This is a genomic window from Endoryza foliicola (genome assembly GCF_050589245.1).
Taxonomy (GTDB): Bacteria; Bacteroidota; Bacteroidia; order Chitinophagales; family Chitinophagaceae; genus Endoryza; species Endoryza foliicola.
The window spans coordinates 456,323-469,033 of the sequence record NZ_JBOBEW010000002.1 but is presented as its reverse complement, the minus strand read 5'-3'; the positions used below and the strand labels follow the sequence as shown (position 1 = coordinate 469,033).

The following is a 12,711-nucleotide window of genomic DNA, read 5'->3' as shown; positions in this document are numbered from 1 at the left end:
CAGAACCTTAATAATTAGGACATTATCACTACCTTTGCAAACTCTAAAAAAGTGACTGAAATGAATCCCCGGAGAGCGTTTGACATAGCTTTTGTTGGATTGAAACCCGGAATCCATGAATTCACTTACGAGATCAACGATAAGTTCTTTGTAGATTTTCAAGAACAGGAGTTCAAAAATTGCGATGCGGAGGTAAAGTTAACGCTCGACAAGAAAGTAGGCTTCATGTTATTGAAATTTGAAGTTGGTGGTACACTAGAAACCGGATGTGACAGATGTGGAAATGGATTTCCACTTGAACTTTGGGACGAATTCAACATTGTTGTAAAAATGGTGGATGACCCTGAAGTGATGAACGAGCAGGAAGAAGACCCGGATGTGTATTTTATCGGTAGAGGTGAAAGTCACATTAATGTGGCTGAATGGATTTATGAATTTATCAACTTGAGCATCCCTTTACAAAAAATGTGTAAGGAGGACGAAATGGGCGGGCCTTTCTGTAATAAAGAGGTTTTGGAAATGTTGAAGAAAATGGAAGGCAATGCCACCCCATCGAATCCGCTGTGGAAAGGGTTAGACAAGTTCAAAGATTTACAATAATTGTTTTTAGAAGTTTAAATTATACGTTATGCCAAATCCCAAACGGAGACATTCGCAACAAAGAGGTGCTAAAAGAAGAACGCACTACAAAGCTGTGAAAGTTACTTTAAGCAAAGACAGCACAACTGGTGAGATCCACGTTCGTCACCGCGCTCACGTTAGCGAAGGAAAATTATATTACAAAGGGAAGGTTGTAGCGGAAACCGCTCCAATTAAATAAGCCTTTTAAATATAAAGCCATCGCCGGAGATGATTATCTGTATTGATATGATGGGAGGAGACTTTGCACCGTTAGAAGCGGTGAAAGGTATTCAATTGTATCTATCACAGGTATCAACTCCGGCTATGCTTGTTTTAACAGGTGATGAAGCCATCCTCCAACCTTTATTGAACGAACAGGGAATCCCCCCTACTGCTTACAAAATCGTTCATGCCCCTCAAGTAATCGGTTACAACGAACACCCCACCAAAGCGCTCAAAGAAAAGCCTAACAGCTCTATTGGCATTGGATACCACTTACTGGCCTCAGGTAAGGCAGAAGCCTTTATCAGTGCCGGTAATACAGGTGCGATGTTGGTTGGTGCTTTATTTAGCATCAAAGCCATTGAAGGAGTTCAACGCCCCACCATTTCTACCGTTATTCCAAAAGAAGATGGTAGCACCGGATTATTGCTTGATGTTGGTTTAAATGCCGACTGCAAGCCTGAACATTTGAATCAATCTGCGATTCTAGGTTCTTTGTACGCAAAAAACATCCTTGGAATTGACAACCCTCGTGTTGCGCTTTTGAATATAGGCGAAGAAGAGGGAAAAGGAAATGTGTTGGCTCAAACTACTTTCCCACTATTGAAGGAAAACAATGAAATCAATTTCGTTGGAAATGTAGAAGGTCGGGATGTATTATTAAACAAAGCCGATGTGATGATTTGTGACGGGTTCACCGGCAATGTGGTGCTGAAATTATTGGAATCCTTCCATGCCATCACTCAGGAAAAGAAAATCGAACACGAATATTTCGATCGCTTCGATTATGAAAACTATGGTGGCACGCCAGTTCTAGGAGTAGCCAAACCTGTTATCATTGGTCATGGCATCTCTCATGCCAAAGCATTTTCAAACATGATTCATCTCGCAGAAAAGATGATTTCAACCTCGCTTCTCGATAAAATGAAAGCCAGTTTTGAAGGTAAATAATTACCTTTCGACTCACGCATGTTGGCTTCATGAAATCCTTCCTCCATCACATCATTCAATTCTTTAAAGTACAGCATCCATGGGCTTTGCTATGGAATAGTGTTTGGGTGGGATTCACTGTATTTTTGAATTTCTACTTCAAAATTTCAAAAGCCATGTTAGCATGGTCGCTCGGTTGGCAACTGCTGTTTTTCGTGGGAATTTTTACTTTGATCTATGGAGTTTCTGTTCTGATTCATAAAAAGTATTATAAACTTACACTTACAAAGGACTTCTATCTTTTTTTCATAACGGCTGTTCTGATCTTTTCATTCAAATCCATTCCTTATCATAGTGAATGGACGATCTATTTCCCATCATTTGTACCACATCAATGGGAAAAACCTTTGTTTCATTGGCTCGTGAAAGACATCGTTATCTTAGTTACTACTGTTTGGTTTTTTAGAAAACTGGGGGGCATAGGATGGATCCCTGGATTTAGCTGGAAAAATGTTCCTTGGAGAATTATTCTGGTTTGCTGGCTTATAATGATTCCATTGCTTTTTTGGGCCGGTTTCCAACCGGGCTTTCTAGCTCAGTACCCCAAAATGAGCAGTTTAATAGAACAAGGCGCATCTAAGGTTCAACTACTTTTTTTTGAACTCCTTTACAGTTTTGATTTCCTGATTATCGAGGTATTCTTCCGCGGTTTATTGGGAATAGCTGCTTTTCAATTCTTAGGAGAACATGCCATTCTAACCATGGCAAGTTTTTATTGTGCCATTCATTTCGGAAAGCCGCTTCCTGAATGCATCAGTTCTTATTTTGGTGGAACAATATTGGGAGTACTAGCCCTTCGATCCGGGAAAATTACCAGTGGATTTCTCATTCATGTGTCTGTTGCCCTTGGTATGGAAATCACAAGTTATTTGGGAAAGAAATAAAACTACAAACCTATAAGCCGGATTCTGTACTTCCGAAGAAGCGGTTATCATTTATCTGTCTTAACACTTGCGCGTTAAGATCCATCTGCCTACCCTCCGGCTCTTGCTGTTGCCAACAAACGGAACGAGTCATTCCTTAACCGGTATACGTGGCATTTCAGCATGCAAGGTTTACCCCCAACCAACATTACTATTGGCTGCCGGGAGCTCTTACCTCCCGTTTTCACCCTTACCGTTGGTTGCCCAAAGGCGGTAATTTTCTGTGGCACTATCTGTTCCCATTTTACTGAGACCCGGCTATTCACCGGTGCAATGCTCTGCGCTGTCCGGACTTTCCTCCCCCATTACTGGAAGCGATAACCCGGTTTGTAGTTTCCACAAAGATACTGATTAGTTGCGGCGAGCCCGAATTTCATCGTAGGCGCCGTCCCACAATAGTTTTCTATGTTTTAACGAGAGAACGGTTGCTTGTTCAGCTTCATTCCATTTCTGATCATCATCTCCACATAATTCTGTAGTCATTTCAATAGCAAGATGACTGTGGTGATCTCCATCCACTTCTATATGGCGCTCTAAATAATATTTGAATGTTCCAATGCTTTCCGGAAATTTCTGGTGAAGGTCACGAACAAGTTCCATGAACATACCCGGAATCAAATCTTCCCTACCGAAAGTAAACACAGCGGCTTGCACATGCGCTTTACCGGTACCTATTACATCAAACGTATTCGTTACAAAGTTTTGAGCTGCCCTGGGGGTATTTGCGGCGTTGAATGCGCCATCAAAATCATTGGTCAATTGAAGCACTTTTATAAAAGTTTCAATTGAAGAGGCTGAAGCACCCGCTTGCTTCATCGCTTGCAAGTACAATTCAAAATGGCTCATCCGAATTCCATTCTCGTCAACATCAGATTCTTCCCCAACAACAATTTCATTGATCAAAAATCGAGTATTGGCGGAACCTACCGGAAACCAAGGGTAACTGGTACAGGTAAGTCCGGATTGCAAAGCCTTTAATAAACTCATGAAATCCCAAACAGCATAAACATGATATTTCATGAATATTTTTAAGTCTTCAACATCCTGAATGATGTGATAAAGAGGATGCGAAATGATTTCATTTCGAAGCGATTCAATTGAAGTACGGATGCGGTCCATCCTGTTCGTTGTTGTAAAAACGGCGTCCATTGTAAGAAGTTTAGTTTTCAGTTCAGGATGAAGGTTGGGGTGCAAAATTAATCTAGTCTCTAGTATTTTACGCCTTAACTAATATACGCTTGAGGGCGTGTTTTGGTTCTATGGAAGCTTAGCCCAAAGCAGCTTAAGAGCGAAAATCGCTAAAATTGCGGCCATTATTCGGCGAATGATGAGTTGACGTCGGTGATTGGAATTGATGGCGCCTGTGGCTTTGCTTACAACATATACAACAGTAACATTCGTAACAGTGCTACACAGCATTTGTATACCCCCAAGTGTGAGATTTTGTTGCACAAAATGACCCTGCTCCGGCTTTATGAACTGTGGCAACAAGGAGAAATAGAGGATAGTTGTTTGGGGATTGAGTACATTTCCAACAAATCCCTTAACCCAAAAAGACAAAAGTGGCATTTGTTCAACCCGTTCGAAATTCAGCATTTGTACAGGGGGAGCTTTCCATATTTTATATGCGAGGAAAACAAGATAGGCAGCGCCCGCTACTTGAATGGTCGAAAACACCATTGGAGCTTCTGTTAACAATGCTGTTACTCCTAAAACGGTAGCAGTAATGTGAACTACAAAAGCAGAAGTGATACCCGCCACAGTTAGCCAACCTGCTTTTCTTCCATAAGCAATGGTTTGACTAACATATAACATCATATTCGGTCCCGGTAATAGTGCTATACCAGTAACCAATAAAATGAAAGGCAAGTATGTTATTATGCTCATTTTTTAGTGAAATAAATTTCAGTAGCACCATATCCATATGAAGGGTGATACTGATTCACAAAGGTTTTCACCTCTCTTCGCATTTTCAAAGCCTCGTGTATTTCGTCTCTCAGTTTTCCTGTACCTACACCGTGAATTACAACCATTGAAGGCAAGTGATGAACAATCGCTAAATCTAAATACTTTTCGAAAGTTTGCAGTTGGATCGTCAAGGCTTCAAAAGCATTTAGCTTCTCATAATTCATTGCCAGCTTTTCAATATGTAGGTCTATAACCCCTTTTGCCGGCTCAAGATGTTGCCTCGTTAAACTTGCATCGTACACCTTATAACCTGCCTTTGTAAGTGCCGATACATCAAGTTTTTCTGCTTCTTCTTGCTTGTCGGGATAGGTTTCCATGATTCTGTAAGAAAAGGTAGCATGGCCTTGTTCTTGGGTTTCTCGTATTTTTTGAAATACTTGTTTAGCCTTGAGTTTTAAATGGGTTTCATGGTAGTCGGCCTTACCTTTAATAGGTTTTACCAATGCAAATTCAACCGAGAAAACCGGACTGTCGTTCAGCGTTTCGAAATCAATATCATGAATATAAAAATCTTCGAATGCCTTGATCGTATTCTTTAGTTCGAAACCGGGCTTGTTAATGTAGCTCAGATCATATTGAAAATGATAATCCGATTCTGTTCTGTTTACCAAATGAATTTTGAGTTCGTCTACTACATCATCACCAAATTCATCTGAATGCATTACAGGGATAAAAGTGAGCCACACGCCGTCTACTACTTTCTTAGAGAGGGGCTTTTTTTCAACCTGCACATCGTCGATGTATTTCTTCTCTTTCTCGGGAGGAAAGAGCTTGTTTTCTGTAAAACGTTTGAAGTAAGGGTATTCCAATTGGTCGGTGTATACCGGGAAATTGACTCCTTTCACCTGCACCACCACCATTTTCGCATTGATGATTTCCACCACCTCACCTTCGTCATTGGTATGCTTCACCACAACCGTATCTCCAACCTGAAACATGTTTCTACCTTGTTTAGGCTGCAAATTTACGAAGAAAAGAGGGCTTTTTTAGGCTTTTAGCTTACTGTGTGAATAACCATAGAGGAAGTAAATGCACAACCCTAGTGCCATCCAACAGAAAAACCAGATCCAGGAAATAGCCGGAATCTCAATAAGTAAGTAGGAACAACTTAGTACCCCAAGGATCGGGATCAATGATAGCTTTTTGAGAGCTGTAAGAACACTTACAATAGTTGCCAGAACAATGTAAGCAAGAAAAAGAACTTCTTGCAATCCTTCCTTCCCAAGTCCTTTTATAGCATCTGTGATTCTTCCCATTGAGGCTATTACGAATATCAAATACAAGGCCGGAACAATGATCTGGCCGTTGATATAGGGCAGTTTGAAACTTCTGTTAGAACCACCATCATCTTTGGGCAACATCAATACACCTGCAGCCACCAATACAAATGCAAATAGGGTTCCGATGCTGGTTAAATCGGTCATCCTAGAACTTTGCATGAACAATGATGGAACGGCCACAAGAATTCCGGTTACGATTGTTGAAAAATAGGGTGTTTGAAATTTAGGGTGCACTTTACCAAATGCTTTTGGCAAAAGCCCATCTCGGCTCATGCTCATCCAAATTCTTGGTTGACCAAGCTGGAATACCAACAGTACACTTGTTGTAGCCACTACAGCACTTATTGATACCACCGTTTCTATCCAGGGAGCTTTCTTAGAGAATACATATGCAAGTGGATCATTTACGTTTAATTCGCTGTAATGCACCATGCCTGTTAACACTAAGGCAATGAGAATGTACAACACCGTGCAAATCACTAAAGAGTAAATCATTCCTCTAGGCAAGTCGCGCTGAGGGTTCTTACATTCTTCCGCGGTAGTTGATATAGCATCAAATCCAATATAGGCGTAGAATACAGCTGACACCCCTTTCAATACACCTTCAAAGCCATTGGGCATAAAAGGGCTCCAATAAGAGGGCTGTACGTAGAACATGCCTAAAATGATGACAAAAATGATCACTATGATCTTAAAAATCACCATGTAATTGGCACTGCTCTTACTCTCTTTTATTCCAACATACGTAAGCGCTGAAATCAAGCCTACAATAATGAAAGCAGGAATATTGAGAAAGAGCTTGTATCCAAATAAGATCGGCGCATTGTTCCAAGCATTCACGATTGATTGCATGTCTGCATCTGCAACTTTTCCCGCCGCAATCGCCTCAGTAGTGGCTTTATAGGCTGCTTCTGCGGTGGTACTGTCTACAATGGCCCATCCCGGCAAGTGAATGCCAATATCCATTAAAAGATTATTGAAATAGCTACTCCAAGAAATAGCTACCACTATGTTCCCAATTGCATATTCTAATATTAACGCCCATCCAATGATCCAAGCTACTATTTCACCGAATGTAACATAGGCATAAGTATATGCACTGCCGGCAATGGGAACCCTGCTTGCAAACTCTGCGTAACAAAGCGCCGAGAACCCACAGGTAACTGCAGTAATCACAAAAAGAAGAGAAATAGCAGGCCCGCCGTTTGAAGCGGCAGTACCAATAGTAGAAAATATACCGGCGCCAACTACGGCAGCAATCCCCATGAAAGTGAGGTCTTTTACACCCAGTACTTTCTTCAATCCACCCGCATCTGCGTGTCCATCAGTTAAGCCTTGTTCGGCTTCTTGAACTATTTTCTGAATCGATTTTTTACGAAACAAAGAGTTACTCATGCAGCAGTTGTTTTACGGAGTTCAAGATAAGGAAAAGATCAATATTCCCGTTGTATGAGAAAATTTGCTAATCCTTGTAAAGGTTCTTTTCGATGCTGTAAAACTGCAATGGCTTCCAAATGCTGCATTGCAGTATCGTAGTACTTTGCCTTTAATTCCAAGGCCCATTGATCTACTCCCGATTTCTTAAATAACTCCACTACACGCTGTACTTTATCTGCGGGATTGGAGCTCAAAAGCAGCTCTAATTCTTTCTTATCTGTTCCCTGCACAACACTGAGTGCTTGTATCAATAAAAAGGTCTTTTTATTGGCAAGAATATCTCCCCCAACTTGTTTACCAAATTTTTCCGGATCGCCAAACGCATCCAAGTAGTCGTCTTGAATTTGGAATGCAATTCCAAGATTCTTTCCAAATTCATAAATATGCTTTTGATTGCCTTCACCCGCGCCGCCCAATATAGCACCCATTTGCAAACTAGCTGCCAACAACACCGATGTTTTCAATGTAATCATTTCGATGTATTGCTGCAGTGTCACCGTGCTCATCTTTTCAAAATCCATGTCCAACTGTTGTCCCTCGCACACTTCCCTTGCCGTTCTATTGAACAAGTAAAGTATTTTAGGTAGCAGTGAAGGCTGAATTTTAGCTAATTGTTCGTAGGCAGCTACAAACATAACATCGCCCGCCAACAAAGCTGTTGAAGACCCATATTTTTCATGTACGGTTGTCATACCCCTGCGCAACGGAGCATTGTCCATGATATCATCGTGAATAAGGGTGAAATTATGGAACAACTCTATAGCGTTTGCTACTTGATAGGCATCTGGATGAATTTGCTCAAACAAATCATTACCCATTAACACCATCACCGGACGTACACGCTTGCCTCCCAAACTCAAAAAATAGTTATTCGGTTCATACAGGCTTTCGGGATGCCCTTTAAATGTTAGATTGGCAAACTTTCCAGTGAATTCCTTCAATAATGCTTCAAACGACTGCATGTTTTAGTGCTTCTTTTTGGTTTTCTTTTTAGTTTCAGTTGTTGAATCGTCGGCAGATTCAATTGAATTTTTCTCGAGTACCCACTCGTAATCAAGTTGTCGCTTTGTTAAATTGGCCGCCACTACTTTGATGCGAACTTTATCGCCCATTTTAAACTTACGACCACTTCTCATTCCCACCAAACTATAATCCGATTCAATTAGTCTGAAATCATCAAAGTCAGAAAGATGGTTGATACTTACCAATCCTTCACATTTGTGTTCAATAGTTTCTACCCAAAATCCGAAGGCCGCTACCCCACTTATCACACCATCGAATTCATCACCCAAGTAGTCTTTCATAAATTCTACTTGTTTGTATTTGTTGGCGGCTCTTTCAGCTTCCATGGCGGCTCTTTCACGCTCACTGCAATGTTTACACTTCTGCTCTAATTTGGTATCAATTTCAAGAGCATTGTTCAGTAGATCATAAATGATTCGGTGAACCAAAATATCGGGATATCGGCGAATGGGAGAAGTAAAATGACAATAGTGTTCGAATCCAAGTCCATAGTGCCCTATATTCTCCGTAGTATAAATAGCCTTAGCCATGGTTCTAATTCCCAATTGCTCCAATACGTGCTGTTCAGGTTTACCCTTGGCGTCTTCCAGCATTTGATTAAAAGAGGCGGCAATTTTTTCCGGGCTTCCTATATCAAACTTGTGACCGTATTTCTTCGCAAAATCAACAAAAGGCTGCAGCTTTTGTTCATCAGGTGTATCGTGTACTCGATAAGGAAAAGGGATTTCCCGACCGTGTACTTTCACTTTCCCTGCATAAATAGCGACGGCCTTATTGGCCAACAGCATGAACTCTTCAATAAGTTGATGAGCTTCTTTACTTTCTTTTACAACGATCCCTATGGGCTTTCCCTTCTCATCTAATTTGAATCGTACTTCTTGTGATGAAAAATTAATCGCTCCTTTTTTAAATCGTTGTTTTCTGAACTTCTGTGCCAGTTTATTTAAGAGCAAGAGTTCATCTGCTAAATGCCCCTCTCCTTTTTCCAATATTTCTTGTACTTCTTCGTAAGTAAAGCGATGATCTGAATGGATGGCTGTTTTGCCGATCCAGGTATCTTTTACTTCACCTTTTGTATTGATTTCAAAAACGGCCGAGAAGGTTAATTTGTCTTCCTTAGGTCTCAGCGAACAGAGTACATTGGAAATATGTTCGGGTAACATCGGCGATACGCGATCTGGCAAATACACCGAAGTAGCTCGTTCGTAAGCGTCGGCATCCAACGCAGTGCCGGCTTCCACATAATGGCTAACATCGGCGATATGAACGCCAATTTCGTAATGACCATTTTCCAATAGCTTAATTGAAAGCGCATCATCAAAATCTTTCGCATCAACCGGATCTATGGTAAAGGTCAGGGTTGTTCGGAAATCTTTTCTAATACTAAATTCTGATGCAGGAATACTATCAGGAATTCGAGCTGCATCTTCCAAGGCTTCGTCGGAAAACATCAATGGAAACCCGCCCTCCATCAGTAATTCTTTCATCGCTAAGTCATTGGCATCAGATGGTTCCAATTTCTGTGTTACGAGGCCTACCGGCTTTTTATTCTTTTCCCATTCAACAATTTTTACAATCACCGTATCGCCATCTTTCGCTTCATTGATGTTTTCAAATGGGATGTAGATATCGGGCATTGGCTTGTCAGAATCTGGTATGAAGAAAGCAAAGGATTTCCCCATTTGCAATTTCCCCATGAAAGACAGCTGCTTTCTATTTAACACTTCCGTTACAATGCCTTGCATTCGGCCCGACTTCTTCATTTCATTTACTTTCACCAAAACGGTATCGCCATGCAATGCATTGTTAAAATCGTTTGGGCGAACCATAATATCGGTTGCTTGATTTTCAACAATTACATAACCGATTCCCGAACGAGTAATATCGAGCACTCCCTTAAAGGACGATGCTCCCGGAATTGATTTGCGACCTTTGGATTTTCCTTTATGTTTTTTTCTAGACATTGTTTATTTCTTTTCTTAAATGCTTTTGAATGTATTCATGAATACTATTCATTAAATTTTCTTCCTGATTGAACAATACCTCCATGGTTATGGGAAGAACATAAATGGGGGCTTCTTTTAATTCTTCTGCAAACTTTATCAAGCGAACTGCATCTTTCTCAGTAGTGATGATCAATTTCTTCTCCGATTGAATAAAATCGAAACGTTTGAGAATTTCTCTCCAATCGTCGATAGTAAAAATATGATGATCACTGTATAACATTTCATAGTAGGTTTTGGTATGCTCGTGCAAATAGGCCTTCAGCGGAAGTGGATTGGCTATTCCACTTACCAATAACACTTCTGTTTCGGCATCCAATTCCTTTATGTGGTGTAGGTTAATATGGTAAGGCTGGCCATACTTCAATGTTGAAAAATACACCGATTGACCGGGAGCGGGTCTTAGTTCCTTTCGAATGGCAGTTGCTTGATCATGTGAAAGTTGCGACGGGCACTTTGTAACGATAATCGACTGTGCTCTTGAAGCGCTTGACTTTTCATCGCGCAAATCACCTGTTGGTAAGAACCAGTCTCTAGAATACAAATTACTATAGTCTGTTAAAATAATATTGAATCCGGCTTGAACGGTTCGATGTTGAAAGGCATCATCTAGTACTACCAATTCTGTTTCAGGTTTATCATGTAACAATTGCGGAATCGCTTCAATTCGCGCTTCTCCAACAGCAATCGCAACTTCGGGAAACTTTAGATGAAATTGCATGGGTTCATCACCAATTTCCAGTGCGGTGGTTTTACTGTTTGCGAGGGCATATCCTTTCGTCTTTCTTTTGTATCCTCTACTCAATATGGCTGCTCGGTAAGAAGTGTGAAGGCGTTGAATAAGAAATTCTACCATCGTTGATTTTCCGGTACCTCCAACTGATAGATTTCCTACACAAATCATTGGCAAATTGAAGGTAGTACTCCCCAGAATATTGCGATCAAATGCACGGTTTCGCACCCATATGATTGCACCATACACTAATGAAATCGGAAACAGTAATATGCGGATTGGTCTAAGTAGCGGCGCATTAAAATTCATAAATACGAGATGGTGTAATACAATAGGATAAAGGTACATCAAATTGGTCGATGTCCTCAATTGCATCCACCGGATCAAAAAAGGAAAATCCAAGTTTTATTACATCCGGCTTGCAGCGTACCAAGAAACGGTCATAATAGCCCTTTCCATACCCTACGCGAAAGCCTTTGGTAGTGAAACAAAGCAATGGAATCAAAACAAGGTCAATGGTTTCCGGATCCATCCAGATACCATTTATAGGTTCAAGAATATTGTATTTGTTCTTCGAGTAAAGCCCATCAGGACTTACTGTAAAGCCTTCCATGGTGTTTTTGTCAGCGTCAATTCGAGGCCAACCAATTTGAACTAAAGGATTTTTTCGAACAAGAATCTCGGTACAATGGCTAACATCAAACTCATTCCGAGAAAGTATGGGATAATAAGAAAGCACTTTTTTTACATTCTGAAGCTGAAGCGACTCAAAATGATTCACTATCACCGAAGTTGCTTCGGCAAAAGCTTGTGGGTTTAGTTCCAGTCTTTTCTTTAAATAAGTGTCCCTTAGTGCTTTTTTCAGCATAGTGTCTCTTTTATTGACTCGCTCAACGAATCAGCTAAAGCCTTAACAAAGAGATTACCAGGATCGTCTACATCGGGTACTGAAGCTAACTTGGGGTAACCGGTCCAACGAACCAAATCATTTTCGTAAGTTGAATCATACCCTACGAAAACCCAACCAGCTACAGAGATTTGTCTGTTTTTGCAAAAGTCCGCAGTTAACAATGAATGATTTAAACTTCCAAGATAATTACGGCTCACTAAAATTACTTTTGCGTGAAGTACAGCAATGAGATCAGTGATAAAAATATCTTCATTTATCGGTACCTGTATACCTCCTGCACCTTCAACTATTAAGGTACGAGAAATTTGTGGAACCTGTGCAACAATTTTTTCAAGGGCAATATCAACTTTTTCAATCCTAGCGGCTTGATGTGGAGATGCTGGGGTTTCAAGTTCATAAACAGAGGGATGGATAACTGAATTCTTGTTTGAAATCAATTTTTTTACCGTAGCAGCGTCGGTATCGGGGTCTCTTCCCGCTTGAATGGGCTTCCAATAATCGGCTTTCAAGGCTTCCACTAAAATTGCTGATACAATTGTCTTTCCTACTCCGGTTCCAATTCCGGTTACAAAAAACACATTTTCCTGTGTCATAAACACCT

13 protein-coding genes and 1 other RNA gene are annotated in these 12,711 nt (G+C 40.7%); 4 read left to right on the top strand and 10 right to left on the bottom strand.

What is annotated here, in order from left to right; translation table 11 throughout:
* Positions 1-60 precede the first annotated feature (60 nt).
* Genes ACQ2HE_RS06210 through ACQ2HE_RS06195 form a run of 4 tightly spaced genes read left to right on the top strand, consistent with a single transcriptional unit; the run spans position 61 to position 2,717 of the window.
* Entirely contained in the window at positions 61-600 is a 540-nt protein-coding gene (locus ACQ2HE_RS06210) for a YceD family protein (RefSeq protein WP_430897352.1), read from the top strand.
* A 28-nt stretch (positions 601-628) separates the two neighbouring features.
* A complete protein-coding gene (rpmF, locus tag ACQ2HE_RS06205) occupies positions 629-820 on the top strand; it encodes a 50S ribosomal protein L32 (RefSeq protein WP_430897354.1) in 192 nt (63 codons plus the stop codon).
* 29 nt (positions 821-849) lie between these two features.
* A complete protein-coding gene (plsX, locus tag ACQ2HE_RS06200) occupies positions 850-1,794 on the top strand; it encodes a phosphate acyltransferase PlsX (RefSeq protein WP_430897356.1) in 945 nt (314 codons plus the stop codon).
* A 29-nt stretch (positions 1,795-1,823) separates the two neighbouring features.
* Complete coding sequence (locus tag ACQ2HE_RS06195; protein ID WP_430897358.1) at positions 1,824-2,717, top strand: hypothetical protein; 894 nt, start codon at positions 1,824-1,826, stop codon at positions 2,715-2,717.
* On the opposite strand, the gene rnpB is transcribed toward ACQ2HE_RS06195, so the two are convergent.
* From rnpB to bioD, 10 genes are all read right to left on the bottom strand, one after another.
* Positions 2,715-3,090, bottom strand: an RNA gene (gene rnpB / locus ACQ2HE_RS06190) — RNase P RNA component class A. The genes ACQ2HE_RS06195 and rnpB overlap by 3 nt on opposite strands.
* A 17-nt stretch (positions 3,091-3,107) precedes the next feature.
* Positions 3,108-3,905 (bottom strand): DUF3050 domain-containing protein, encoded by a 798-nt coding sequence (locus ACQ2HE_RS06185; RefSeq protein ID WP_430897360.1) that lies wholly within the window; start codon positions 3,903-3,905, stop codon positions 3,108-3,110.
* Between the two features lie 108 nt (positions 3,906-4,013).
* Complete coding sequence (locus ACQ2HE_RS06180; protein WP_430897362.1) at positions 4,014-4,643, bottom strand: LysE family translocator; 630 nt, start codon at positions 4,641-4,643, stop codon at positions 4,014-4,016.
* Positions 4,640-5,662 carry a Smr/MutS family protein gene (locus tag ACQ2HE_RS06175; RefSeq protein ID WP_430897364.1) on the bottom strand — a complete coding sequence of 341 codons (1,023 nt, stop codon included), beginning with the start codon at positions 5,660-5,662 and terminating at the stop codon, positions 4,640-4,642. Before ACQ2HE_RS06175 ends, ACQ2HE_RS06180 begins: the two co-directional genes overlap by 4 nt.
* A 48-nt stretch (positions 5,663-5,710) precedes the next feature.
* The gene (locus ACQ2HE_RS06170; protein ID WP_430897366.1) at positions 5,711-7,399 is read right to left on the bottom strand and encodes an amino acid permease; all 1,689 of its coding nucleotides are present in this window, start codon (positions 7,397-7,399) and stop codon (positions 5,711-5,713) included.
* Between the two features lie 38 nt (positions 7,400-7,437).
* Positions 7,438-8,403 carry a polyprenyl synthetase family protein gene (locus tag ACQ2HE_RS06165; RefSeq protein WP_430897368.1) on the bottom strand — a complete coding sequence of 322 codons (966 nt, stop codon included), beginning with the start codon at positions 8,401-8,403 and terminating at the stop codon, positions 7,438-7,440.
* 3 nt (positions 8,404-8,406) lie between these two features.
* Positions 8,407-10,428, bottom strand: coding sequence for a ribonuclease R (gene rnr / locus ACQ2HE_RS06160; RefSeq protein ID WP_430897370.1), 2,022 nt, complete (start codon positions 10,426-10,428; stop codon positions 8,407-8,409).
* Positions 10,421-11,509, bottom strand: a complete 1,089-nt coding sequence (gene lpxK, locus ACQ2HE_RS06155) for a tetraacyldisaccharide 4'-kinase (RefSeq protein ID WP_430897372.1) — start codon at positions 11,507-11,509, stop codon at positions 10,421-10,423. Before lpxK ends, rnr begins: the two co-directional genes overlap by 8 nt.
* Complete coding sequence (locus ACQ2HE_RS06150) at positions 11,499-12,068, bottom strand: 5-formyltetrahydrofolate cyclo-ligase (protein WP_430897374.1); 570 nt, start codon at positions 12,066-12,068, stop codon at positions 11,499-11,501. The genes lpxK and ACQ2HE_RS06150 overlap by 11 nt, the downstream gene beginning before the upstream one ends.
* Positions 12,062-12,703 (bottom strand): dethiobiotin synthase, encoded by a 642-nt coding sequence (gene bioD / locus ACQ2HE_RS06145; protein ID WP_430897376.1) that lies wholly within the window; start codon positions 12,701-12,703, stop codon positions 12,062-12,064. The genes ACQ2HE_RS06150 and bioD overlap by 7 nt, the downstream gene beginning before the upstream one ends.
* Positions 12,704-12,711 lie beyond the last annotated feature (8 nt).

Coding starts and splice junctions, on each gene's coding strand:
- ACQ2HE_RS06210 (WP_430897352.1), top strand. CDS start 61: ATGAATCCCCGGAGAGCGTTTGACATAGCTTTTGTTGGATTGAAACCC.
- rpmF (WP_430897354.1), top strand. CDS start 629: ATGCCAAATCCCAAACGGAGACATTCGCAACAAAGAGGTGCTAAAAGA.
- plsX (WP_430897356.1), top strand. CDS start 850: ATGATTATCTGTATTGATATGATGGGAGGAGACTTTGCACCGTTAGAA.
- ACQ2HE_RS06195 (WP_430897358.1), top strand. CDS start 1,824: ATGAAATCCTTCCTCCATCACATCATTCAATTCTTTAAAGTACAGCAT.
- ACQ2HE_RS06185 (WP_430897360.1), bottom strand. CDS start 3,905: ATGGACGCCGTTTTTACAACAACGAACAGGATGGACCGCATCCGTACT.
- ACQ2HE_RS06180 (WP_430897362.1), bottom strand. CDS start 4,643: ATGAGCATAATAACATACTTGCCTTTCATTTTATTGGTTACTGGTATA.
- ACQ2HE_RS06175 (WP_430897364.1), bottom strand. CDS start 5,662: ATGTTTCAGGTTGGAGATACGGTTGTGGTGAAGCATACCAATGACGAA.
- ACQ2HE_RS06170 (WP_430897366.1), bottom strand. CDS start 7,399: ATGAGTAACTCTTTGTTTCGTAAAAAATCGATTCAGAAAATAGTTCAA.
- ACQ2HE_RS06165 (WP_430897368.1), bottom strand. CDS start 8,403: ATGCAGTCGTTTGAAGCATTATTGAAGGAATTCACTGGAAAGTTTGCC.
- rnr (WP_430897370.1), bottom strand. CDS start 10,428: ATGTCTAGAAAAAAACATAAAGGAAAATCCAAAGGTCGCAAATCAATT.
- lpxK (WP_430897372.1), bottom strand. CDS start 11,509: ATGAATTTTAATGCGCCGCTACTTAGACCAATCCGCATATTACTGTTT.
- ACQ2HE_RS06150 (WP_430897374.1), bottom strand. CDS start 12,068: ATGCTGAAAAAAGCACTAAGGGACACTTATTTAAAGAAAAGACTGGAA.
- bioD (WP_430897376.1), bottom strand. CDS start 12,703: ATGACACAGGAAAATGTGTTTTTTGTAACCGGAATTGGAACCGGAGTA.